The organism is Dulcicalothrix desertica PCC 7102 (assembly GCF_003991905.1).
Lineage (GTDB): Bacteria > Cyanobacteriota > Cyanobacteriia > Cyanobacteriales > Nostocaceae > Dulcicalothrix > Dulcicalothrix desertica.
Genome location: NZ_RSCL01000009.1, coordinates 189,159 through 214,547 on the forward strand (window position 1 = coordinate 189,159; position 25,389 = coordinate 214,547).

Below are 25,389 nucleotides of genomic sequence, written 5' to 3' on the forward strand. Positions count from 1 at the left end.
GAGAGATTATATATATGTATCTATTTTATAGACGTATTGCTTGTACTGTAGCTATTTTCTTAGAGTTAGATTACGTATTTTCAGGTAAAAAGAGACTTATTTGTCAAGGTTTGTTGACACATACGTCAAATTATACTTGGCTATTAATATGAAAGTCACGCACATTTTTAATCCCTCTAGCCTCTCGAATTTTGGGAATTAGGGGATAAAATTACCCAATAGGATTTACATCATCAACAAACTTAAGCATATCAGCCATTGAAAATGTACCGTGTACCTTAGCAGGTAACGTTGGTTTCCATTCAGGGTTACGTGCTATAAACGAACTACTATCAGCTTCTAGCAATCCAACAAACACCTCAGCCAAAATACGACTTCCAACTTGACCTAAACGTAACCCTTTACCTTGAACTTGTGCTTCTTTGAGAATGTAATACCATAAAGGTGATTCTACGTGCAAATTGTGCTTCGCTGCAACGGCGCCATCTTTACCTTGAGCAATTTCAGCAGGAGATAAAGGTTTGAATCTCATAAACCGAGCAACACTTTGACCCGATGGTAGACCCATGCTACGACCGCGTAACAAATTTCTAACACTTAAAGAAGTAGGCGCCGGAATATTTGGTATATTTTTGAGAGGGTCAACTAAAGATGTGTCTAATTTGCGGCTAGGATTAGTTGCTACATTCGAGTCAATATCAAAGAATCTTCTCCAGTCAATAATCCAGTCACTAGGAACTGGAACATTTATGGCGCCGTCTCGGTTAGACTTAGCAGTAAAAGTAAATAATAAATCTAGTGTTGCAGGTACTACTCCACCAGGAAGAGGAGTAAAAACTCTGTTGTAATCATATACCGCGCGTATCATACTGTGTCCGAGACGGAAAGCAGCCACAGAAAATTCTACAGGAATAAAAGGTTGCTCTTTAAATTTAAAGAATCTTCTACCGTTTTTCAACACAGACTCTAATTGGTCTTTGTCAATAACGCGCGCGAGGAAGTCAAAGAGTACTATCCACTGGTAATGCCAAATAACCAACTCTCTTGCTTGCTCAAAAATTGGTTTATCTATAGAATGAAGTGCTTTGATACTACCATCTCTCAAACCTGCAACAACTTTGTTATGGAACTTCAAAAAAGCCAAGTGAAGCTGTGCAACTATTAAATTCTCATCGTTACGCGAATCACCAAGAATTGCTAAACCGCTTTTTACGCGCGGTAAATCATTAGGGAACCCAGGTGGAATGCTAGGGTCTCCTCCTCCTTGTGAAGTTTCGCCAATTAAAAATAAGCTAGGGTCATCTAAACGATAAAGATAAGGCTGTGCTAAAGGTCCTGAGCCATATATACTATCAAGGTCTAGCATTGGAGTGCGAAAGTTTCTCACAGCCAATGGGTCAACTAAAACTTCTTGTAAACTGCTTGTATCTAAAGTAATGTCATGGTCTATAAACTGACCAAGGTAAGTATATCCTGCTGGAACTTGATTATTATCGCCTTCTGGTAATTCTGGATTTGGGTCAATCATTGCATTACCCAATTCAGTTAGCTTTTCCACGCTGGGAGTAAAAGCAGGAAGTCGAGGGAACAATCTGCCAAATTTACCTGTTTGAGTGAACTCTCCTAGAGGTTGATTTTCTCCATTGCGAGCGCTAAATCCGTGTCCTCTTGCCATAATGTATACCTTGTGATTTTTGTTTGATTTTTACTTATTCGTAGTATTGTGCAATCAACAAGGTATTGGCGGTACCCTTTTGGGTGCTATTTATAGACGATATGGCGCCATACAAACAAAGCAAGCTTTGGCAGGCTATATTTGTATAACTGTTATATTTTTGCGTGAAGATGCAAAATCGCTATTATTTGCCTCCTGCTTTTTTTATTCGACGCGCGCGTTCGAGGGACAAATGGAAAATTAAACAATTATTGCTGACGTGGAATGAGGCTAATAACATTTTGCCCATCAATTTTTACTCGCTGGCACTGATTTTATTGTGTTGTGTATTCTTATGGTTCAACGCGATTGTATTTGCGATTATTATCTTTATATATTTGTTATATGAAGTTAGATTAAAAGATTATTCTGATTTTTGGGTTATCGATTATAATGGCGCCGTTGTTGGGTGTGCCGAATTACGTGTCTTTAAAAAATATTCCTTAATATTTAATCTGTGCGTTAAAAAAGAATTCCGGCGCCAAAAACTAGCATCATGTATGATTGAGCATTTAATTTTAGAAGCAAGAGAACCCATTTATTTATCTTGTTTCAAAGAATTAATACCCTTTTACACTCGCTTTGGTTTCATAGTTATCCACCCAGAGGCATTACCCGAAGGCTTACAACTAGTACTAGGAGCAACACCAGGGGCGCCAGTAATCCCCATGAAACTAGGATAACCCCCAAACACCCTCGTCGTAATAAGCACTTCAGTGCTTCCCCTCATACTCTCCCCCCCTCAACCAACACCTAAAACCATACACAGCCAAAAACAACAAAATCACATAAAGCAAAGCAACAAACTTAACCCCCTTAACATAATAAAGCCAAACCCCAACACCATCCACAACAATCCAATAAAACCAGCTTTCCAACCTCTTAAGCGCCATTAACCACATAGCCGTAAAACTCATAATAGTAGTAAGCGCATCCAAAAAAGGAAAAGAAGCTTTCTCCGGAAACAAAACAGGAACCAACAAATGCACTCGACTCATCAAACCACCCAAAGCAAAAGCAACCCCTAAAGTTATAGCAGCAACAAAAATAATTTTATGCCGCTCACTATATTTAATTCTCAAAACTTTACCAGTATCCTTTAAAGGCGTACTCCAACGCCACCACCCATACACACTAACAATGATAAAATATAACTGCTCTAACATATCCGAATACAATCGGATTTGAAAAAAAAGCACCATATACAACACTGAACTGACAATACCAACAAACCAATTCAGCATTTTTTGTTTAGCAACAAGCCAAGTTGCCCACAAATATAAAATTGTTCCAATAAACTCAATATAGCTCATTGGATACCCAATCACCTCAAAGGCAATATTATTAATACTCCAAAAATCTAGCATTTAATCTAACATTTAATCTAACATTTATATACAATCAACTATATTACTATACTTTATATATTGACCCAACACATTTTTAACATACTTAACTCGCTCATCAATATTGCCACATAAACGAAAAAATGGAATCTTCCTAATAATCAACTCATTCTCAATTTGTCTTTGAAATATTTTACGGTTTACCTCTTCTGAACGGTCATAAGTATCATCATACGGAATATCATCCGAACATACAAACACCAAATCATAACGTGACGCCGATTCAATCGCAAGTTGTACTAACTCCGGCGCCGCTGCATTATGGTAATATAACGAAAAATGATAAGTAGTTAGTGCGTTTGTATCTGTAAATAAATATTGATTCGCTCGACGTAATAAAGCTTCTTCTCGTTCTAAATGACCTTGTGCAATCTCCACCAATTGCATCAACGAAAGTCTTTTGTTAACTTGATGCTCTTCCCAATACTCGCGTCCGTATTCTGGCATCCATTCGGTATTATACTCTTGAGCTAACTGTGATGCAATCGTTGTTTTGCCAGTTGAAGGGGCGCCAAGAAAAACAACATTTTTTATCAAATCACGGTATACTAATGGATGTAAATAAGAACGACATGCATAAGCATTTTCCCTGATTTGAGTAGCAGAAATAGGCACAGTATTACGCTCACAGTCTACAAGTCTATTTATGGCGCCAAGCGCTTCACTAACATGCTCACCGTAAAATTCGCTACTATAAAAATGTGTAATCTTCCGCCCTGCTAACTGCTTGATAATATAATCTTCGTGCATTTTCTTAATTTCAGGAGTAAGTCCAGTTTCACTTGGCCCATCCCAAGCTTCAATCACCTCAACACTAGGATAAATAGAACGTAACCAATTTACACGAACAGCCAGAGGAATATTAGTAACTTCAGGAGAATCATAAATCATTACAACTACCTTATTCATTTCTAAAATGGCAGTCTCAATGACAAACTGATGTCCCTTATGGAGAGGAGCATATTTACCTAGTGTTAACCCATATCGACTGTTCATCGGTATACTATTGAATTACTTATATATTAAACATCATGCCAGAAATAACGCGACGCATTCACAGAGTGTCCCGCAGGGAATTTATTGCAACAGCTACCCTCGCTACAGGTTTTGCGCTTGCCGTGCAACCTATTTCAGCCAAAGTTATTAAAACCAATACAAAAGGACTAATAGCAGGCGCCGTAAAAATTCCTGTTGCAGATGAAGAAATACCAGCTTACCGCGCGCAACCTAGCAAAGGTGCAAATTTTCCGATAATTTTAGTCATTCAAGAAATATTTGGTGTTCACGAACATATTCAAGATGTAACTCGTCGCTTTGCAAAATTAGGATATCTTGCCATAGCTCCAGAATTATTTGTACGTCAGGGGGATGTATCTAAATTAACCAGCATTGAAGAAATTCGTCCTATAGTTGCTACAGTTCCAGATGCTCAGGTGCTATCTGACCTTGATGCGACTGTTAACTGGGCAGTAAAATCTTCTAAGGGAAATGCTTCAAAATTAGGAATTACAGGTTTCTGTTGGGGTGGTAGAATAACATGGTTATATGCTGCACATAATCCGAGAGTTAAAGCTGGAGTTGCATGGTATGGGCGCCTGGTAGGAGACAAAACAGAAATTACCCCACAACATCCCCTTGATATTGCTTCTACATTAACTGTTCCGGTTTTAGGATTATATGGTGGTAAAGATACGGGTATTCCATTAAACACAGTCGAGCAAATGCGTGCAAAGTTGAATAATAAATCTAAAATAATTGTTTATCCTGATGCACCACACGCCTTTTTTGCTGATTATCGTCCATCATATCGTGAGAAGGAGGCAAAAAATGGTTGGAGACAGCTTCAAAAATGGTTTAAGCAAAATGGGTTATAAATTAATTCGTTGAAGAAACTCGACATTTAACTCTAATTTATTACCCAACCACAAAGCGTGTTTGGTATGGTCTGCCACATCATCACCTGTGCTTGGATGAACAAGTATATCTAAATTTTCTCGGTTTAACATTAACCAAGGAACAACTTGAGCAAACTGTTCACATGCAAACGCAACTTGATACATTGACTTAGGATGTGGGCCAATAGGTTTCTCGTGCCAACGTCCTAATGTTACCTCAAAATTGGCGCCTAACCCTTCACGTACACGTGCTGCTGCATCATGAGTTTCGGGGTCAAAGTAAACATGTGCGTGAAAACCAGTAATTTCCATAATTTTTTTGATGATTTTTGTTTTATGGTATCTTATAAATAAGAGTATTAATGGATTAATTGGCGCCGATTACCGCAATTGTAAACAATATTCAATCGTAGGGTGCGTGACGCTACGAACAAACTTAAACGTAGCGATAAGACTCGTAGCGTCACAGACCATCATTCATAAACCCATTAAAATTCGTAACCTTTCTTCAACCACTTGCAATATTTCAGAATTAACTGCACCCAAACGCTTATCTAGCCTTTCAACAGAAATAGACCTTACATCTTCACACTTAATAAAACTACGTATTGTTAAACCTCCTTCGGGTGGTACAACTTCCACATGAAATATTATTCCTTTATCTTTTGAGGTGATAGGCAATACTATAATTAAACCAGATGCACCTTGATTAAATAAATCTACTGAAATTATTAAACAGGGACGTTTTCCGGCTTGTTCATGACCTCTAACAGGATTAAGGTCTATTAGCCAAATTTCACCTCTTGTAATATTAGTCACTAGTCGTCTACTCCATCAGCAATAGTTACGTCCCATGCTTGCCTCTCAGCAACTTCTTCTTCCCAAAGTAGTTTGTTAGCTTTTAAAGCTGCAAACTCCTGATTAGCTTGTGTTAAGAATATATGTCTACGGTAGTTATCTACTGCTTTATCTAAAACTGTCTGAATTGATTCACCAGAAGCTTCCGCTAGTTTTACCAAGTGGTCATGTGTTGATGCGTTAATACTAATTTTAAGATGAGACATAATTTTACTGCTTAACTCTTAGAATATTATATGATTTTTAATTATATTTGTAGACGGATTAATTGGCGCCGATTACCGCGATTGTAAACGCCTAACTGACATTAACAATAACCCTAGCATTATTTTTTCTATATTTTTACCAAATTAATAATTGCTGCAACTAAATCATCAGGTTCCACGGGTTTAGTCAGGTGTCGTGTAAACCCTGCTTGCAATGAGCGCTCTTGATGGGTGGCACTAGCATAAGCTGTCAGTGCAATAACTGAAATTTGCCCTTCTGGATACGACTTCATTTTTTGTATTAATAAGTTTTTATTTTAATTTACAATCATGTCATGCTGAACGTAGTGAAGCATCTAAAAAGCTTGAAAGTTAAGGAGATTCTTCGCTGCGCTCAGAATGACAGTGTACATTGGCTCAGAATGACAGTTTATATTAAATTCCTAGTCTTTGATATACCTCATCTAGATGTTGAAGGTGGTGCTGTGGGTTAAAACAAGCTTCAATTTCTTGGGGTGATAGTTTTTCTTTTACCCGTGCGTCTTGAGTTATTAAATCACGGAAGTTACCGTCAAGTTTATTCCATGCGATATGGGCATTTTCTTGCACTATTTTATATGCTTCTTCGCGTCGTACTCCTTTTTCTACTAATGTGAGCATGACTCTTTGACTAAATACAACACCCCCGTAACAATTCATGTTTCTGGCCATGTTGTCAGGATAAACGAGTAAGTTCTTTACTAGCTCGGTCATTTCTACAAGCATAAAATGCGTTATTATACACGCATCTGGTAACATAACTCGTTCTACTGAACTGTGGGATATGTCGCGTTCGTGCCAAAGTGCAACGTTTTCTACTGCTGCTACTGCATAACTACGAACCATTCGTGCCATTCCTGTTAAACGTTCTGAACGAATAGGGTTACGTTTATGTGGCATTGCTGAGGAACCTTTTTGTCCTTTAGAAAAATATTCTTCGACTTCGAGGACATCGGTTTTTTGCAGGTTACGAATTTCTACAGCAAATCTTTCAATAGATGCTGCTAGTAATGCTAGTTGCTGTACGTACTCAGCATGTATATCTCGCGATACTACTTGTGTTGATGCTGCATCTGGTCGAAGTCCCAATGACTCACATGCTAATGCTTCTACACGCGGTTCTATATTCGCATACGTACCAACGGCGCCGGAAATTTTACCTACGGCGATATTTTTGCGGACGCTTTGTAAACGCTCTTGGTTACGTAATGCTTCTGCTAACCATCCCGCTAATTTAAAACCAAATGTCATTGGTTCGGCGTGGATTCCATGCGAACGTCCTATCATTACTGTATAACGGTGTTCGCCTGCGCGTTTACGAATTGCTTCAATTAAATCCTCTAAGCGCCGTAATATTAAATCTAAACTCGCCACCATTTGTACTGCTAATGCGGTGTCTAGTACATCAGAACTTGTCATACCGAGGTGGATGTAGCGTCCAGCATCACCAACATATTCGTTAACATTGGTTAAAAAAGCAATCACATCGTGGCGGACTTCTGCTTCAATTTCGAGGATGCGTTCGGGGTCAAAATTAGCTTTTGCTTTAATTTCGGCAACTGCCTCACGCGGGATATAACCCAACTGAGCTTGTGCTTCACAAACGGCAATTTCTACCTGTAGCCAAGTTTGAAACTTGTAGGCATCAGTCCAAAGGGCGCCCATTTCGGGCAGGGTATAACGTTCGATCACGGTCCGCCATTGATTACAACGTTATATTTTACCACAGAGACGCAGTAGAGACCGAATTAATTCGGTCTCTACAAAGATTTGGTTTCAAAATGTACAGATTTTCTAGTTAATCGTTTCTAACATTACGACCAATAATGAATGCACTATATTAACGCTTCATCAATTGGTGTATGTTTGATACAAATTTGCCTAATGGTCCAAGTATGCCGACTTTGTTACGTCAGATGAAACTAGTTTTTCAGCCTTTGCAATATTTGGAAGATTTTGCAAAGGTTTATGGTGATAATTTTACTGTCAGAAATAAGAACGGTAATCATACTGTATATTTTAGTCATCCGAAAGCACTGGAACAAATTTTTACTGCTGATGCCAGTAAGTTAGATGTTGGTAGCGAAAATGAAATATTAAGGTATCTTTTTGGTAGTCATTCTGTTGTTGTATTAGACGGTATACCTCATCGTAATCAACGCAAATTGTTGGCGCCTCCTTTTCATGGTGATAGAATGCGTGCATATGGCGCCACTATTCAAGATATTACTCAGCAAGTTATTGAGCGCTGGCAAGATACGAAACCTTTTAATGTTCGTAATGCTATGCAAGAAATTACTCTACGCATAATTTTACGAGTTGTGTTTGGTTTAGATGAAGGTACACATTTAGAAAAGCTGCGTAACTGCTTGATATCACTTTTAGAGTTAGTCTGTCATCCTGTAGTTTCTGGTGCCTTATTATTTCAGTTTTGGAAAAAAGATTTAGGTGTATGGAGTCCTTGGGGTAGAATTATGCATCTGCTAAAAAAGGTGGATGAGTTAATTTATAGTCATATTCAAGAAACTCGCAAGAACTTTGACGAAAATCGTAAAGATATTTTAAGCCTGATGATGACTGCTCGTTATGATGACGGTCAAGCAATGACAGATGAAGAGTTACGCGATGAATTGGTATCATTACTCGTAATCGGACATGAGACAAGTGCTTCATCTTTGGTTTGGGCGTTATCTTGGATTGACCAATTACCAAAAGTGCAAGAAAAACTACAAAAAGAACTCAGTCAAAATATCTTTGAACCATCACAACTTGCCAAACTTCCTTATTTAACAGCAGTTTGTCAAGAAACGCTGAGAATTTATCCTGTTTTCACAATTTGCTTTAGTCGAGTAGTAAAATCTCCTTTAAATGTTATGGGGTATGAGTTACCTGCTAAGACTTTGATTATCCCTAATATTTACCTCACGCATCACCGTAAAGAAGTATTCCCCAACCCAAAGCAATTTATTCCAGAACGTTTTTTAGAACGCCAATTTTCACCTTACGAATATCTGCCCTTTGGTGGTGGCAACCGTCAATGTATTGGTATGGCATTTGCTATGTACGAAATGAAAATCATTCTAGGAACCATTTTAAGCCAATACCAAATTTCATCTTCAACAAGGCGCCCTATCAAACCAGCGCGTCGAGGTTTAACAATAGTAGTCCCTCCCAAAATGCAAATGCAAGCTACACCCAGGTAATATATTACGTTTCAGCAAACTCGCGTACACGTTCCCATCCCCAACGCCAAGCAGTTTCCACTAGTAATGACTTGCCATTCATAAATAAAATAAATTCTTTGCCGTCTTCGTAACACACATCAGAGACAAGCTGGTTACGTATATCCCACCCCCACATTTTAGCGGCGCCGTTCCACCATTTTTGCCCAATAGACTGTACATCTGGTTTATCAAAATATCCAGAATGCCAATGGGAAGGTTTCCACTGTCGCTGCAACGCACTAATTAATACAGCGTTGGGAAACACTTCTCTATCATGTTCTTTCAACCATAATATATACTCAATCGCACTTCTAAACGCATCCTCTAACCCATAAGTACACCCTTCAAGCGCATCGCAAACATCTTGGTTACTAAAATCTACACCTAACGCTATCAGTGGAAGTTCATATTGTTTGAATAATTCATACTCTATCGAATCTTCTTCCCAGAAAAACATAATTATTAATTCCTACTAATTCCTTGACAAAACACAAAGTTATATTTTAACTTTAAAACAACATCCGAACGTTCGGACATAATGGTATATATTAATAAAGTCATAAAACCATGAGTGAGAGTGCATTACTAGCATCGCCAAAGGCAGAGGGGCAAGACAGTCGAAGTAAAATTTTAGCGGTTGCGCTGAAGTTATTTACAGTGAAGGGTTACGAAGGCGCCTCAATAGATGAGATTAGAATGGGGGCGGGTTTTAAGTCGAAGGCGAGTTTGTATACTCATTTTAAGAGTAAAGACGAACTATCGCAAGCGTTGACAAGTGGAATATTGGGTCAAATAGAGGCTGTAATTATTGATGGTAATGATATAGCAGAACCATTAATGCGTTTTACAATGGTGATTCGTGGTTTAATCAAATGGGCATCATTACATCCAACGGAGTGTATTTTTCATATGATGCAAGAGCAAAAGAAACTGGTGAGTGAGGTAGAGGGTAAAGAATTATCTAACACTGAACTCATGTTATTAGATATAGTGCAGCAACTACGCGCACAATATCCAGTTCGGCCAATTGCAACAGATGCGTTATTGAGTATGATTTTTGTAATATTAGCTCAAACGTTACTAGATGGCGCCGCATTTGGAAACATTAGTTTTGATGAGAAAATCGAACAAATAGTATCAATATGCTTCGGTGTAGTATTTAACGAAGCTGTACCTGTTCCTAAAATTTAAGCTGTAATTTTTGGTGTATGATTTATCACCATTATTGAGGTATTAAATATTGCCAGTAAATCTGTAAAATATGCTGGCAATATTAGACGTATAAGACGTACTTACTCAGTCATTTTTTGTACTGTGATTGAATGAAAGATAATTCAGGGTATTTGGGTAACGAGTGCTAATTTTGATACTACTGAGCATTAATAAAATAATTGTAACAGGCACCATAATTTGTGAAAAATTGACCGGATAGCAAGGGGTTGAGGCTGAATAAAGAAATGTATAGCAAATAGCAATGTAACTCAGATTACTAAAATTATGTTCATAATAAGAAATTTTTCGTGATTAGTTAATCTAGTAATTTTATTTGTTAAGGTAAAAAAGTTTGCGATGGAAATAGTACTTCCTAATGGCTCATACTAACCTTTGGTCATCTGAAAACCATGCTTTAGGCTACTTGGCTATAGCAGATACAATCCCCCATCGCACGGAGGGAGAGAAAGTGCTTTTAGAACTGGTACCGAAAACGGCAAGAAATATTCTTGACTTGGGAACCGGTGATGGGAGATTACTGTCTCTACTAAAAATAAATACACCAGAACTTGATGACTCTTTACTTCATATAGTAAAAGGTCGTTTTGATGTGGTTGTTTCTAGCTTTGCTATCCATCACCTCACACACCCACGCAAGCGAAGTTTATACGCTGAAATATTTGACTTACTCAATGATGGTGGAGTTTTCTGCAACCTGGATATAAACCAAACGGAGACACCGCTTAAATAAAGGTATTTATAAATGAATTTGATTTGGTTACTATTGCGCGCGTCACGAATACAGGTTGCAATTGCAATTCTGACGGGCTTAATTAGCGGTGGAACTTCTGCCCGACTAATTGCGCTAATTAACAGTGCGATTAGTGGTAATTATACTCAAGATTTGGCGACGCAGTTCCCAATTTTGGCATTAGTGGTTCTCGTTAGCAGTATAGTCTCGCAAGTTCTATTAATTAAGCTTTCGCAAAATGCGGTATATAAGCTGCGGTTAGGGTTGAGTGATGGAATTTTGTATTCACCACTGCGTCATCTCGAAGAACTCGGCGCCTCAAAGTTGCTGGCGACGTTAACAGAGGATGTATCAACTTTATCAAGTACAGTTTACGCGATACCGTTTATTTGTGTGGATATAGCCGTCATTGTTGGGTGTTTGGGTTACATGTTATGGTTATCGGGCACAGTCTTTGCTTTTACCATCGGCTTTTTAATGATGGGAGTTGGAAGCGTTCAGATACTAATAGGTCGTGCTGATTATTTTCTGAAGCTAGCGCGTGGCGAACAAGATAATTTATTCCAACATTTTCGTGCCATAACCGACGGTGTTAAAGAACTGAAGTTGAATGCAACTAGGCGCCAAGATTTTTTTACTGAAGACTTGCAAGTGAGTGCAGCTAAGTCACGAAATCAAAATTCAGCAGCACTATTTACTTACTCAGTTTCAACAGGATGGGGAAACTTACTATTTTTTATTTTAATAGGACTACTCTTATTTACCGTACCGCAGTTTATTAGTATTGCTCCATCTGTACTTTCTGCGTATGTGCTAACTTTGACGTATATGATGCTACCGATGCAAAGTATATTAGATAAACTTCAACAGTTAGCAAGAGCAAGTGTAGCATTAGAAAAAATACACACAATGGGGTTATCACTAGCAGCGCAGACAGAAAACAACCAATTTATATTGCACCCCATCACCCACAATTGGAATAAATTAGAACTAGAAGAAGTCACCCATACATATAGAAGCGAGAAAGAAGACAGTAAATTTACACTTGGCCCAATAAACTTAACATTTAATCAAGGCGAAGTCGTATTTATAGTTGGTGGTAACGGTAGCGGTAAATCATCGTTAGCCAAACTCATTACAGGATTATATACTCCCGAATCTGGTAAAATACGTCTAAATAACAAATTAATTACAGACGATAACCGCGAATGGTATCGGCAGCACTTTTCAGTAGTATTTTCTGACTACTACTTATTTGAACGCATCACAGGCTTAGATAGTAAATTAGCGAAAACACAAGCAAGTGAATATTTAAGAGAATTGCAGCTAGACAGTAAAGTTGAAATTAAAGACAATAAACTATCAACTACATCACTTTCACAAGGACAGCGTAAACGTTTAGCATTACTTGCAGCATATTTAGAAAACCGTCCTATTTATTTATTCGACGAATGGGCATCAGACCAAGACCCTATATTTAGAGAAATCTTCTATAAACAAATTATCATGAATCTCAAGCAACGAGGTAAAACAGTGATTGTAATTAGTCACGACGACCACTTTTTTGCTGTTGCAGACCGCATTATTAAACTAGATTATGGAAAAATTGAATACGACAAATCTAACCGTGTTTATGGCTGAATATATGCATTGGCGCCTAAACGTGAACTCTAAAAAACTTCCAAAAAATAAATTAAGCATCTAATCATCTTGTGGAATGGGCATCCTTGCCCGTTCCATAATAGAAGAGAAGAGAAGAGAAGGGCATCATCTTGATGGCAAGAATCCTGATAAAATGGTAGGTATAGTTAAACGTTTGATGTGTTTGCTTATAAATACTCCAAAATCTTATAACTTGTAGAAAGCTGTATAGTACTAGTGCCCACCTTACCCTTGGCACTAGTACTATATATAATGATTTACAAGCCGTTGAAGTTGTAACCGACACCTAGAACTAAACCGACATCAGTCTCACTTAAAAATGCAGCATTCACAGTTGCATTTGCAGTGAAGTTAGTACTCAAGGGTACGTCAACACCACCCGTTAATAACAAACCAACATCAGCATCTTCACTAGTTTCTATTGCCACACCGGCGCCAACAAATGGTGCTATAGCTAACGTATCTTCAAAAGCATCTGCTGTGCGTGCCGTCAGGTCATATGTCAAAGGTACTAAAACTACAGGGTCGTCACCAATAACTACAGAAGGACGTGCAGAAAAGTTATTCGTTAATCCAATCTTACTAATTACAGTAAAGTTAGTATCACCTAGCGCAGAATCTCCACCTAAACCAATATTACCTGCAACTCCGATATAACTAGATACACCGCGTGTAGGACGACCTGGGTCAATGGTTTGCGCTACCTGAGTTTGCCCTACTTGTGCAGTTACAGGCGCCGTGTTTGATGTGTTTGAAGGTTTAGCAACTAAATCTGCTGCACTAGTTGATATAGTACCGCTTGGGGTTTCTGCTTTAGCTGTCAAGGAACTTCCAAACACTGACATAGAAGCAAGAACTAATAATACAGAAAGCCGTTGTAACATAAATATATTCTCCAAAGTAGTTGTGTGACTAAAATATAAGCTCCCGCTCTCTTGGTCGAGGACTGTGTAGTAATTACTATATAATCTCAACAATTTGCTTAATAAATCTTTAAAATGGCAGATATTTGACTTAAAACTTTTATTACTAGCTGTATACTTAATTCGCTGAAATTTTTAATATAATACTTATAATTGTTGAAACATGACTTTTTTCCTAGTCCAATAGATATAGTTTTAATTGGACGGGCAAGGATGCCCATCCCACAAGATAATTACATGAGACAATTATTTTTTGGTAGATGTGTTGTGTTTGTTTAAGAATGGGGGGATAGGACAGTCTAGGGTCATTGAAATAGCACGTAATAAATCAGCTTCTTGACTCGTTACTTTACTGTCTGTTAATACTGTATGCGCGCAAGCATCGACAATTGCTTGTTTAAGCTTACCGTTAGCAAGTCGTAAACGTTCTAGGCTTTTTTTAAGTTCCGCAAAATTACATTTAACAAGTGTATCTGGTTTTTCTAGTTGACTTTGATTGGGTAATCTATAAATTCCTGAACGAAATGCATATGTTGCTGCGTCTATGTTAGAGTCGCCAATTCGTGCTATTACTGATAGTACCTGTAAACAATCATTCCAAACGTCTTCGATTGAATTAATTTGTGTTGTCATCATATCGAAATTTAGGGGTGATTGTAAGCGATGCCACAGTACTAACTGTAATAGAAAATCCCATAAGTCTAGTTTACCGCTTGCTTTGGCTAAACCTTGAACCGTTTTACATACCCTTTGGCATTCAATAGTGGGCAGTTGTCGTAATGCTGGTATAGTTAAATCTACTAAGGGTAAACGAATGTTTTCATTTAATAGTCTGATTTTGATATTTATTGTTAGGGTTTTTTCTACTATATCTTCTGGTTGTACTTGTCGCAGCCACTCTATCTGACTTTTTTGTTGAGCATCTGTAGTACTTAAAGCAAGCGCAAATAAAATTGCCATTGCACTAGTAGTATCTCGGACTTCTGCGCGTAAAGATTCTGGTAACTGCGCGAGTAAACCTTGAGCATGAGTTAAATTTTCTGGCGCCACTGTTCCGACTTTGGCAACAACTTGAGATGGACTAGTTGGTGTACTGCTCGCAAACCCCATAGCTAAAGAGTCTTGTGTAGTAGAATTATTTCTGGGTGTTCTTGAATAAGGCGCCTGTTTAACTTTCACTCCACGGACACGACGAATTCGTTCTTGAATTGGTGGATGAGTTGCGAGCATTTCTTCCCAGAAGTAAATATTTGTGACTTTGCCGAAGAACATATGACTAGCAGCTTCAGCATGAGGTGAAATTAATCGTGTATCCATTCTTTGCAGCTTTTCCAAGGCGCCTGCAATTGCATCTGGGTTACGGGTAAACTGTACAGAAGAAGCATCAGCAAGAAACTCTCTTTGTCGAGAAACAGCAGCTTTAATTAGGCGCCCACATAATAAACCAATACCACCAATAGCCATTAGAATCAATCCTAACGCCCATAGAGGCATACCTTTATCACGCGAACCACCACGAGTACGCAGTAGCAATTCACCAGTGATGTAAATAAATAAAATACCGTGTAACAAACCCATCAATCGCAGATTGATACCCATATCACCATTCAAGATATGGCTAAACTCATGCCCTATTACACCTTGTAACTCATCACGGTCAAAGCTATCCAAACAACCACGAGTAACACCAATTACCGCATCATTAATTGTAAACCCAGCAGCAAACGCATTAATACTATATTCTTTATCCAGAATATAAACAGGTGGAACGGGAATACCCGATGCAATCGCCATTTCCTCGACAATATTCAATAGCTGACGCTCGCGTTCACTCGCCATATCATCTATAATTTCGCGTCCCCCCAACTCTTCAGCAATAACCCAACCACCTTCACGCAAACAGGCAATTTTATAAGCACTCCCAAGTCCAATAGCAACCGTTGTTACACATGCTACTGCGAGAAATAACTGAGGATGCCACCAAACACGAGGCGCCAGACGAAAGAAAAACAACATGGCAATATAAACTGCCACAATCATAATAAAAATAGACACACCAAAGAACGCAAATAAATGCTGAGTATTTTGGCGTGCCTTATCCTGATTTTCAAAAAAATTCATAGCAACTTAAAAAGATACGCGCGGAACATTTCTAACTTCGGGTGCAACTTCTTCTAACAAATTCGCAGAAACGAAATTAAACGAATCAGCAATTAAATTACTAGGAAACACCTCGCGCTTAGTGTTATACAAAGTCACCGCATCATTAAAAGCTTGACGTGCAAAAGCAACACGATTCTCTGTAGAAGAAAGCTCCTCCATAACATGCGCCATCGTTTGGTCAGCTTTGAGTTCAGGGTAAGACTCAGAAATTACCATCAATCGACTCAAGGCGCCACTTAGTGCAGCTTCCGCACTACCCAACTGTTGCATCGCTCCTGGTTCTCCGGGGTTACGCGCTGCATTACCACTAGCATTTATAGCCGAATTTCGAGCGTTAATCACAGCCTCAAGGGTTTCGCGCTCATGCTTCATATATCCCTTTGCCGTCTCCACCAAATTTGGAATTAAATCATAACGACGCTGCAACTGAACATCAATTTGAGAATAAGCATTTTTATAGCGATTCCGAAACTTTACCAAATCGTTATAACAATTAATGAATATAGCAGCAGCAGTTGCAATCACAACAACCAAAAAAATTACTAATCCCATATATACCCGATAAACTAAAAGAGCTTTTTATTAAAGAGGCATGGCGCCGTCTTATACAAATTTTATTCTCAGTAGATAATATTTGTCATCTGTAAAAATAATTACGTACATATACCACACTGGCAACGGATACAACGGATGTAACGGATTACTGTAGGTTGGGTGGAGGAACGGAACCCAACTTACAAACTGTTAGTCACACATCACAATTGTCACAATATAATCATGAATAATATCACCAAACAAATAGCAGTCTTTATTGCATTAGCAGGCGCCGCAACCTTATTTTTAGCACCAAGCGTCATAGCTAAACCAGTACAGATAAAAAAGCCAGTAAAATTAGAACCTACAACAACAATAAAAACATATGCAGCAAATAATAACCTGCCGGCTAGTCGCTTGATGACAATTAAAAGTGCGATTAAAAGAGCAATTCCTATGCGTTTAACAGAAGTAAAATTAACAACATATGAAGAGTTTGCTGCCAAAACAGGAGAATACAAATCAGCTATTTCGACAAATCGAATGGTATGGATAGTAACTGGTTTTGTTCCTGGTGAATTTAGAATGTCCGGAGGTAGCAGTATTTGTACCGATAATGCAAAAATTGTAGAAGTAATCGATGCTGAAACTGGCGATATTTTGAGCAGACCAATATATTGTCCACCCGAAAACACAATTGACTATATGCGTTTACCTTAGTTCATAACTCTCATCTTCTCTGCGAACTCTGTGCCTCTGTGGTAATAATCTTTACCATAAAATAGTAAGTTGGGCACCGTTCCTCCACCCAACCTACAAAACTATTTAGTAATCGTATCTGTCGTCTATGTCAGATAGTGGTGGATTTGCTTGCAGCCAGTTATGTAAGTCGTCAATTGATGTAAAATCGAGTATTGCCTCACCTAAAGAGCGCAACTGAGAGCAAGAAAGAGCCTTAATGCCTAGTTCTGCATTTTCTGGCACCTCTCCTACTAGTTTTTTTAATTGGCGTGAAATTAAACCACGTAGTTCACGTTTAGTCTCAATGCGTTGACCTGAAGTTACATAAGGCATAGTTTGCTCCTGCTCAATTTTTTGATAATCTTGCCAAAACTCGTCTTCCAAGTCCTTTGGTAACATGATAACCCAATCTATAAATCGATAAAGGTTACGGATATCTTCTTGGTTTAGACCTTTTTCGTATAGTCGTCGAACTAAGTTGAGTTTCCATATTTTACGTTCCTGTGGTTGTTTCTCGGTTTCCTGCATTTTTAGATGTGTCATTACAACTGTTGCAAAAACGTTATCGCTGTCTTCAAGTTCTTGCCAACGGTTCGAGTATGTTAGTAGCTTGACTGTTCCAAATTTGAAAGTGAGGCTTGTATCTGGATGTTTATATTTATATTGGGACGGGCGCCATTTGGGGTTATTATCAGATTTTTATTAGGGATGTAACAGGCGCCTATAATGTTACAAATACTGAAATGTAATTTACTTTTTTAATACGGATGCGATAAACTCTACATTGTTCAAGCAAAGTATTGGGGTGAAGGGTTAGGGAGTTATCTATGGCGCCTGAGTTATGTGTATTTCATCTCAAGGTTCTTCATGTTGAACAGCTATGTTTGTTTGAGTTGTCTTGGGGAAAAGGGCAAAGGTTAACTGCACAGCTTAGTTTTCCAGTTTCTTTAACTCAGTCTTACCAAGACTGGCGCCGTGCTTATCTTAATTTTTACCAGTCGGCACAAATGCGGGGACGCAAGTTAGATGGAGGAATTTTAACGCCGAATACTAACTGGTACAAGGAACTCACTAATTTTGAAGCGAATTTACTCAAGATTTTTAATAATTGGTTACGTAGTGCTGAGTTATACGATATACGTTCGGCGATTACTAAGGCGAGTCACGATGCTAAGACTGTACAAATATTTCTGACTTGCGGTTCAACTGAATTAGACCGTTTTCCTTGGGAAGCTTGGGAGTTGGGGACTGAAATCGCTAACAATAAAAAAGTTTACATTATTCGGGCGCCTTTAAATATAGGTAATGGTGTTATTGATGAGCAAGCGTCGAGGCGCCCTCGTATTTTAGCAATTTTGGGTGATGAAACTGGACTTGATTTTAGAAAAGAGCGTCATGCTTTAAAGTCATTAATCAAAGTTGCTGATGTCGAGTTCGTTGGTTGGCAACCTGGAATAAGTTCTACTCAGATAATTAAAGATATTAATAGTGCAATTGTTGATGAACGCGGTTGGGATATATTATTTTTCGCGGGACATAGTAATGAGTGTGAAGTTACGGGAGGTGAAATTAGTGTTGCTCCACAAGTATCAATACCTATTAGTCAAATAGCATCGAAGTTAAGTATAGCTCGTGAGCGTGGGTTAAAAGTTGCCATTTTTAATTCGTGTAGCGGTTTGAATATTGCCGATGCTTTGATTAATTTAGGGTTTAGCCAAGTTATTGTGATGCGCGAACCTATTCATAATAATGTGGCGCAAGAATTTTTGGTAAGCTTTTTAAGGGGACTTGCGAAGCATTTAGATATATACGAGTCTATGCTGCAAGCGCGTCAAGTTTTGCTTCATAAAGGAACATATCCCTCTTCATTTCTAATACCTTCACTATTTTGCCATCCTGGCGCCAAATTATTTCGTATTCCACCTGCTTCAATATGGCAACAACTATTAAAGCGTCTTCTCCCAACTCCGATTGAAACAGCAACTTTGTTTGTTAGTTTGACTCTTTGCGTTTTGAACCCTGTTGATAATTTACTTCTAGATACACGCTTATTATTTCAAGCAGCTTATCGTGATATTACATCACAAATACCAAATGAAGCGGCGCCTGTTGCCTTAGTAGAAATTGATACTCAGTCTATCGTCGATGCTCAACTTACTAACTCTCAGTTATACCCGATGAACCGTAGTTACTTAGCGAAGTTAGTAAAACGTGCTAGCGAGTTAAAAGCACCTATAATAAGTTTAGATTTTCTTATCGATGCACCACAAGATAATATTCCATCTGGAGATAAAGATTTAAAACTAGCAGTAAATAACGCTGTCAATCAAAATATTTTTTTCATATTTGGTACAATACTCAATCAAAGCGAAGACGGCGAATTAGATATTTCTAAAGCTGGTATTTATAATTCTAATTCGATGTTAAAAGCTTATACTAATGCATCTACTGATTATATTGAAATACCTTTTAACTCCGATTGTCGTCAAATGTGCCCTATATCCTATTTAATGGCACTCACACACATGGCAAAACAAGAAATTAATCAATTACCTCAACCTCGTAATAATAAACTAGATTTACGTACCCAATTATTTAATAAAATTGAACAAAGTCCACAAAAAAGTAATTTAAGTATTATAAGTAAATTACGCCCTATTTTTGGAATATTTCCCTTAGTTGATTATTCAATACCTCCCGGCCGTATTTACACAAAAATTCCTGCCCATGAATTTCTGGGTAATTTGAATGTAAATAAATCTAACGCTATATCTAAACAAGTTGTATTAATTGCATCAGGAGATGATAAACGCTTGGGAATGGCGCCTGGTACACCCGACCAAGTAACAATACCTAGTGCAATGAGTTATTGGGTAAATCAGTCATCATTAACAGGAGGTGAATATTTAGCATATCCAACTCATCATTTGATAAGACAACGTTTAGTCTTTGTCATTCCTGATATTCTCATGCTTGGAACTGCAATTATTTTCAGTAAAATTGCAGCATTAACCATTGAATATCAGCTATCCAAACTTCAGAGACAAAAAGTACTAGCTTCTTCTATTATCTTAGTTATTTTATATGGTATAATAGTATTACAAATATATATATCAGTTGCTATTTTAATTTCTTGGTTATTACCATCATCTATATTTTTAGCCTATGTATTTTCAGCAACCAGGAAATCTCATGCTTAATATAAATTATCGGCTATTACTAATTATATTGCCGTTGATAATAACTTCTACTATCACAAGCGAAAGTTTTACTGAAATAAAATCAGTTCAAAGCTTTGCCCAAACAAGAGCATCAAATTTAATTTCGATATGGCCTCGTCGTCCACCCCGCAAACCTAAAACATCGCGCGGTTCAATTTGTTCTATTTCACCACCATACGGCACATACATAGTTTGGCACAACCGTCCACTATTTTTATGGAAATATTCCGGAGCAGATAAACAAGTCAAAATAGTTCTGCGCGAGTACGAAGGCAACCAAGATACAGTATGGGAACAACCTGTTACTCTTTCTACTCAAAAATTATTATACAGTAAAAATACGCCTCTTGAAGCTGGCAAATTTTATCAATGGCGCCTTGTAAACGCAGAAAACAATTTAAATAAAATTACAGATTGGCAAACAATTCAAATTATGCCATCATCTGAACGCGAAAAAATTCAATCTGATTTACAAGCATTAGAACAAAACTTAAAAATAAATAAGGCGCCGTCTGAAGAAATAGCGCTACGAAAAGCTGCATATTTTTCTAACTATCAAATTAAACATCAAAATAGTGAGCCTACTAACTTATGGTCAGATGTATTACAATTACTACATGAAATAAATAATCCTTCTGCCGAATATACAGAGTTACTCAAAAAATATACCGATAACTTCTGCCAACAAACACCCACCCAAAATTAATTGTTGTGTGATAAAATCTTGTTCCACAGGCATCCTTGCCTGTTCTAGATAGCAACTAAAGCCGAAATGCTGTAGTTTTACTTTGTATATGGTTATTGCATCTACGTGTGTTGTTGAAAAGATTACTAATTGTATTACGTGTTCCTAAAGGCTAGAGATTGATGAACTGTATAGGCGCCGTATGGAAGCAGTTCTGTTTTATACATTTTTAGGTTCTTGTTGTACGAAAGGTAAGAGAAAAGATGAAAACATTACCACTTATTGATTTAGCATATACCTATGTTGACTTAGAGGTTGGCGCCCAAGAAAATGCCTATTGTCTAGAATTGGTGTCTAATGATATGGCAGACGAGTTCGCTATTGAAAATTTAATCCAAGCTTTTGAAAAACTTACTTGTCCAGAAAATTGTAGCTTAAGAGTTTGCGGGCATAATTTTCGCCGCGAGCATCATCCACGTTTAGTTAAGGTTGCACCTCAATTATCTAATTGTCAAATTATTGATACTTTAGAACTATCTGTTCTAGCATTTCCTCTCGAACCTACATTTGAATTAAGTAATTTCAGTAAATCAGGTAAATATTATTGTAGTAGTCCATTGGAAGATGCACGTGCGACTAAACTAATGCTATACGAACAAATCCAGACGCTTTCAACGCAACCCGAATTTTGTCAAGAATTGATAGCTTGGTTACTCGGTAGTGGGGTAGACTCTAGCAGTATTGCATATCGGCAACTGTTTTGTGATACGTTAGGTTGGAATATGGCGCCAGTAACGATTGAAAAACTGCCAGAAGAGATGCTAGCAGGGATAAATTGTTCATATTTACAAAAATTATTATTAAATGCACAGTCTTATGATTTTGATACACGGTTATGTGTAGCTGCATTATTAGTGTGGAATTATGAAAATAATCTAACTCAATCCAAAATAGCTTATTCTAATTGGCTTTCAAATTTGCCACCTTTTGAAAAAGTGCTAGATAATCTATTTGGAGAAAGTTTTAATGACATTCCAATTCAATTTAATTTAAAACAAGAATTTTCTTATACTTCCGATTCGGAGACTTTCTGCTATAGTTTGCCAGATTATATCTTCCGTTCCGATAACGATATAGAAGATTACCAAAATATAATAGACCCACTTGACGATTATCAAAAAGAAATTGTTTTATCCGATGACCAAGCATTAACTGTTATTGGTAATCCGGGTTCAGGTAAAACAATGACTCTTGTTCACCGCATTGCGTATTTAGTTAAAATAAAGCTTGTTGACCCACAAAGCATTTTAGTGTTAGCTCCTAACCGCAACTCTATTACAGAAATGCGAGTCAAATTACAACAACTCATTGGAGACTTTGGCACGCAAGTTCGTATTTTCACCTTTCCAAAATTATCTCTAACTCTTTTAGGTCGAACTTTAGACGTAAATTCTAAAACTCAATTTGATGTTAATAAATTAATTTCCGACGCATGTTTACTTTTTGAACAGAATGGTAAATCTAACTCTTTACAACACAGAATCGAATTGCTTGGTAATCTTGAATATTTATTTATTGATGAATATCAAGATATCAATGATAACGAGTATCGTTTGATTAAATTAATTTCTGGTTTAAATGATAATAGCCAATTATTACAAACAAATATTTGTATAATTGGTGATAATGACTGTAATGGTAAATATCATAAATTTGAGCAAGAGTATCAAGCCAAACGATTACTCTTTTATGAAAATTATCGTTCGAGTGAATCAATTATTTCTGCTGCGAATAAGTTAATTAGTCATAATCAAGGACAAGAAAATTTTACTATTAACGAAGAAGTACGGTTAGATAAAATGGGACAGTCTTATAAAGGTTTTCCAATAGAGGCTTACATATTTGATAGTACAAAAAGTCAAGCAATATGGATACAGCAACGTATTTGTTCTCGTATTGAACAAGGTGCCAGTTTAAAAGACATAGCTGTTTTTGCTCAAAGTTGGGATAGTTTAGATATAATTAGATTACTTTTAGAAAAAGCAGGTATTCCAACTTGTAATTTGAAGCAAGATAATATAGAACTTGTGAAAAATCACATAACTTGCAAGCTCATCGACGAATTACAACTCAACCGCAATCAACTTTTTCTACCAGACAAATCAGTTTTAGAATGGTTTGAAAATTGTTTTCATATGTGGGGGCGCCAATTAAATGAACCCACAGTACAAATTTTGCTTAGAATTGCCCATGATATTGATATAGAGCGTGGATATGGTATTACTGATTTTGCACGACCTATTAATATTGTTGAGGTTTTAGATGCGCTGTTTGAATACAACGCAAACTTTGAAGCTGTGAGAGATGAGAATGCAGTTTTAGTTACAACTTGTCACGGCGCCAAAAAGTTTGAATATGAAAAAGTTATATTATTAGCAGACGGGTTTAGTACCGATGCTAACAAAATTGAAGCAGAACGAAGATTGTTTTACACTGCAATGACCCGCGCTAAATCTGAACTTGTGATGTGTACTACTGAACAATCACAGTTTATTAATGAAACAGGCGCCGAACCAGAGCGTTTGAACGTCAAAATCGACTTTTTACCAGAACTAATGTTCTGTTTAGATTTAATTCCCGATGATATTTTTCCAGGACATTACAGCACCAAGAAAAATCAGGAAGTAATTATAAACTTAACAGAAGGCGCCGAACTGTCAGTAAAAGTAAACTCATATTTTAATGGTTGGGATATTTTTACAGTAGATGGGCAAAAAGTCGGCGCCTTATCCCAACAAGGAAATAGTAATTTAGCATCTGTTGGGTGTATTCCAGGAGAATTTGAATTCCGTTTAGGTGAGGTAAAAGTCAAAAACATATACCGTCACTTACAAATGGATAATGCATCAGGTGTCGTAGAAGACTGGTTCATCGTTATTCCACAACTCCAAGTTTGTAGATAATTATTGCCGTTAATTTACACAGGCGATTATCTGGTAAGCTGAAAGCACTTGTTTGCGATAAAGCAAGTTTTTAAATAAACATGAAGTGGAAAGAAGAGTTAATAGAAAGCATCAAAATGTCTCAGCAGGCAGAGAGTGTATTACCTTTGTCTACTGTAGAGCGTGCAAGGATATCTCAAGCAAAGCAGCAGTTCCCAATGATGGTTCCTGTTGGTTATGCTGATTTGGTTGACTGGGAAAATCCTGATGACCCTTTGCGTCAATTGTTACTTCCTTCGGAATGGGAGCTTGATGATGCTGGTAGTTTTGATACTAGTGGAGAAGAATTTTCTACGGTAGTTCAAGGTTTGCAGCATAAATATCACCAAACAGCAGTATTAATTGTAACTCAGGCTTGTGCTGGACACTGCCGTTATTGCTTTCGCCGGCGCCTCATGAGTCGTGATATTTTGGTAAAAGAGACTATAGAAGATTTACAAGAAGCGATAGCTTATATTTCGGTTCATCCAGAAATTGATAATGTATTACTTTCTGGGGGAGACCCAATGATTTGCCATACCAATCGTTTGAAAAATATTTTGAAGTCTCTAGCTGCAATCCCTCATATTTGGCAAGTTCGTATTAGTAGTAAATTACCTGCGTTTTTACCAAGTCGATTTACTAGCGACCCAGAGCTATTAGAGGTGTTACAAGCATATCAATCAAGATTTCAAATTGTAATTCAGTGTCATTACGATCACCCACGGGAACTTACACTAGCATCAATAGAAGCTCTAGAAGCATTGCAAAAAGCTGGTTGCTTGCTAACTTCTCAAATTGCTTTGATGAAAGGTGTTAATAATTCTGTAGATACTTTAACCGAACTTTTTAAACGCTTGCATCGCTATGGTGTAATACCCCAATATTTATTTCATCCCCGTCCTGTTAAGCACGCTACTCATTTTCAATTTCCGATAGTTTATGGAATTGAGTTAGTAGAAGCTGTGAGAAAAAATTGTAATGGTTCTGTAAAACGCTTTCGCTATATTTTAACTCATGCTGACGGCAAATTAGAATTGGTAGGTATCATACCTGGAGCGTCTACGCAGTTGGTGACAAAATGGCAGCAAGTTAGAATAGGTGTGGAAAAACCTGAGTTAATGCTCGTTAATATCGATAAAGATACTTGCTGGCTTGATAATTAAATTTAAGT

At 37.5% G+C, this 25,389-nt stretch carries 24 protein-coding genes; 11 read left to right on the forward strand and 13 right to left on the reverse strand.

What is annotated here, in order from left to right:
• Positions 1–211: 211 nt before the first annotated feature.
• Positions 212–1,675 (reverse strand): peroxidase family protein, encoded by a 1,464-nt coding sequence (locus DSM106972_RS20170; protein WP_127082391.1) that lies wholly within the window; start codon positions 1,673–1,675, stop codon positions 212–214.
• Positions 1,676–1,845: 170 nt separating this feature from the next.
• On the opposite strand from DSM106972_RS20170, the gene DSM106972_RS20175 reads away from it, so the two are divergent.
• On the forward strand, positions 1,846–2,397 hold the full coding sequence (locus tag DSM106972_RS20175; protein WP_127082392.1) for a GNAT family N-acetyltransferase: 552 nt from the start codon (positions 1,846–1,848) through the stop codon (positions 2,395–2,397).
• Between the two features lie 30 nt (positions 2,398–2,427).
• Here DSM106972_RS20175 and pnuC read toward each other — a convergent pair whose 3' ends face one another.
• Positions 2,428–3,081: a nicotinamide riboside transporter PnuC gene (gene pnuC, locus DSM106972_RS20180; protein WP_127082393.1), complete on the reverse strand. Its 654-nt coding sequence runs from the start codon at positions 3,079–3,081 to the stop codon at positions 2,428–2,430.
• Positions 3,082–3,105: 24 nt separating this feature from the next.
• Positions 3,106–4,116 carry an AAA family ATPase gene (locus DSM106972_RS20185; RefSeq protein ID WP_127082394.1) on the reverse strand — a complete coding sequence of 337 codons (1,011 nt, stop codon included), beginning with the start codon at positions 4,114–4,116 and terminating at the stop codon, positions 3,106–3,108.
• A gap of 35 nt (positions 4,117–4,151) precedes the next feature.
• Here DSM106972_RS20185 and DSM106972_RS20190 point away from each other — a divergent pair, with 35 nt between their 5' ends.
• On the forward strand, positions 4,152–4,994 hold the full coding sequence (locus tag DSM106972_RS20190) for a dienelactone hydrolase family protein (RefSeq protein WP_411675322.1): 843 nt from the start codon (positions 4,152–4,154) through the stop codon (positions 4,992–4,994).
• Here DSM106972_RS20190 and DSM106972_RS20195 read toward each other — a convergent pair.
• The 5 genes from DSM106972_RS20195 to purB form a co-directional block, all read right to left on the reverse strand.
• Positions 4,989–5,327 (reverse strand): DOPA 4,5-dioxygenase family protein, encoded by a 339-nt coding sequence (locus tag DSM106972_RS20195; RefSeq protein WP_186538726.1) that lies wholly within the window; start codon positions 5,325–5,327, stop codon positions 4,989–4,991. The two genes, DSM106972_RS20190 and DSM106972_RS20195, sit on opposite strands and share 6 nt — an antisense overlap.
• A gap of 165 nt (positions 5,328–5,492) precedes the next feature.
• Positions 5,493–5,834: a type II toxin-antitoxin system PemK/MazF family toxin gene (locus DSM106972_RS20200; protein WP_127082396.1), complete on the reverse strand. Its 342-nt coding sequence runs from the start codon at positions 5,832–5,834 to the stop codon at positions 5,493–5,495.
• Positions 5,834–6,079 (reverse strand): toxin-antitoxin system protein, encoded by a 246-nt coding sequence (locus DSM106972_RS20205; RefSeq protein ID WP_127082397.1) that lies wholly within the window; start codon positions 6,077–6,079, stop codon positions 5,834–5,836. Before DSM106972_RS20205 ends, DSM106972_RS20200 begins: the two co-directional genes overlap by 1 nt.
• A 128-nt stretch (positions 6,080–6,207) precedes the next feature.
• Entirely contained in the window at positions 6,208–6,372 is a 165-nt protein-coding gene (locus tag DSM106972_RS20210) for a response regulator (RefSeq protein WP_127082398.1), read from the reverse strand.
• Between the two features lie 142 nt (positions 6,373–6,514).
• Positions 6,515–7,810, reverse strand: coding sequence for an adenylosuccinate lyase (gene purB, locus DSM106972_RS20215; RefSeq protein ID WP_127082399.1), 1,296 nt, complete (start codon positions 7,808–7,810; stop codon positions 6,515–6,517).
• A gap of 170 nt (positions 7,811–7,980) precedes the next feature.
• Between purB and DSM106972_RS20220 the strand changes: the two genes are divergently transcribed.
• Positions 7,981–9,321: a cytochrome P450 gene (locus DSM106972_RS20220; RefSeq protein ID WP_127082400.1), complete on the forward strand. Its 1,341-nt coding sequence runs from the start codon at positions 7,981–7,983 to the stop codon at positions 9,319–9,321.
• A gap of 4 nt (positions 9,322–9,325) precedes the next feature.
• Here DSM106972_RS20220 and DSM106972_RS20225 read toward each other — a convergent pair whose 3' ends face one another.
• Positions 9,326–9,799, reverse strand: coding sequence for a hypothetical protein (locus DSM106972_RS20225; protein WP_127082401.1), 474 nt, complete (start codon positions 9,797–9,799; stop codon positions 9,326–9,328).
• A 110-nt stretch (positions 9,800–9,909) separates the two neighbouring features.
• Between DSM106972_RS20225 and DSM106972_RS20230 the strand changes: the two genes are divergently transcribed.
• From DSM106972_RS20230 to DSM106972_RS20240, 3 genes are all read left to right on the forward strand, one after another.
• Entirely contained in the window at positions 9,910–10,533 is a 624-nt protein-coding gene (locus DSM106972_RS20230; protein ID WP_127082402.1) for a TetR/AcrR family transcriptional regulator, read from the forward strand.
• Positions 10,534–10,930: 397 nt separating this feature from the next.
• Entirely contained in the window at positions 10,931–11,305 is a 375-nt protein-coding gene (locus DSM106972_RS20235) for a class I SAM-dependent methyltransferase (protein ID WP_127082403.1), read from the forward strand.
• Positions 11,306–11,317: 12 nt separating this feature from the next.
• The gene (locus DSM106972_RS20240; RefSeq protein WP_127082404.1) at positions 11,318–12,946 is read left to right on the forward strand and encodes a cyclic peptide export ABC transporter; all 1,629 of its coding nucleotides are present in this window, start codon (positions 11,318–11,320) and stop codon (positions 12,944–12,946) included.
• A gap of 278 nt (positions 12,947–13,224) precedes the next feature.
• On the opposite strand, the gene DSM106972_RS20245 is transcribed toward DSM106972_RS20240, so the two are convergent.
• The 3 genes from DSM106972_RS20245 to DSM106972_RS20255 form a co-directional block, all read right to left on the reverse strand.
• Positions 13,225–13,851, reverse strand: coding sequence for a hypothetical protein (locus DSM106972_RS20245; RefSeq protein ID WP_127082405.1), 627 nt, complete (start codon positions 13,849–13,851; stop codon positions 13,225–13,227).
• A 285-nt stretch (positions 13,852–14,136) separates the two neighbouring features.
• Positions 14,137–16,011 carry a M48 family metallopeptidase gene (locus tag DSM106972_RS20250; protein ID WP_127082406.1) on the reverse strand — a complete coding sequence of 625 codons (1,875 nt, stop codon included), beginning with the start codon at positions 16,009–16,011 and terminating at the stop codon, positions 14,137–14,139.
• Between the two features lie 6 nt (positions 16,012–16,017).
• A complete protein-coding gene (locus DSM106972_RS20255; RefSeq protein WP_127082407.1) occupies positions 16,018–16,605 on the reverse strand; it encodes a LemA family protein in 588 nt (195 codons plus the stop codon).
• A 225-nt stretch (positions 16,606–16,830) separates the two neighbouring features.
• Between DSM106972_RS20255 and DSM106972_RS20260 the strand changes: the two genes are divergently transcribed.
• The gene (locus DSM106972_RS20260; protein WP_127082408.1) at positions 16,831–17,307 is read left to right on the forward strand and encodes a hypothetical protein; all 477 of its coding nucleotides are present in this window, start codon (positions 16,831–16,833) and stop codon (positions 17,305–17,307) included.
• Positions 17,308–17,412: 105 nt separating this feature from the next.
• Here the strand turns inward: DSM106972_RS20260 and DSM106972_RS20265 are convergent, their stop codons facing one another.
• Positions 17,413–17,871 carry a DUF4351 domain-containing protein gene (locus DSM106972_RS20265; RefSeq protein ID WP_233787440.1) on the reverse strand — a complete coding sequence of 153 codons (459 nt, stop codon included), beginning with the start codon at positions 17,869–17,871 and terminating at the stop codon, positions 17,413–17,415.
• Positions 17,872–18,155: 284 nt separating this feature from the next.
• Here DSM106972_RS20265 and DSM106972_RS20270 point away from each other — a divergent pair, with 284 nt between their 5' ends.
• The 4 genes from DSM106972_RS20270 to DSM106972_RS20285 all read left to right on the forward strand — a co-directional run bounded on the left by DSM106972_RS20270 (position 18,156) and on the right by DSM106972_RS20285 (position 25,381).
• Complete coding sequence (locus tag DSM106972_RS20270; protein ID WP_127082409.1) at positions 18,156–20,528, forward strand: CHASE2 domain-containing protein; 2,373 nt, start codon at positions 18,156–18,158, stop codon at positions 20,526–20,528.
• A complete protein-coding gene (locus DSM106972_RS20275; RefSeq protein WP_127082410.1) occupies positions 20,521–21,255 on the forward strand; it encodes a hypothetical protein in 735 nt (244 codons plus the stop codon). The genes DSM106972_RS20270 and DSM106972_RS20275 overlap by 8 nt, the downstream gene beginning before the upstream one ends.
• Before the next feature lie 242 nt (positions 21,256–21,497).
• A complete protein-coding gene (locus tag DSM106972_RS20280) occupies positions 21,498–24,197 on the forward strand; it encodes a UvrD-helicase domain-containing protein (RefSeq protein ID WP_127082411.1) in 2,700 nt (899 codons plus the stop codon).
• A gap of 80 nt (positions 24,198–24,277) precedes the next feature.
• The gene (locus tag DSM106972_RS20285; RefSeq protein WP_127082412.1) at positions 24,278–25,381 is read left to right on the forward strand and encodes a KamA family radical SAM protein; all 1,104 of its coding nucleotides are present in this window, start codon (positions 24,278–24,280) and stop codon (positions 25,379–25,381) included.
• Positions 25,382–25,389: the final 8 nt, after the last annotated feature.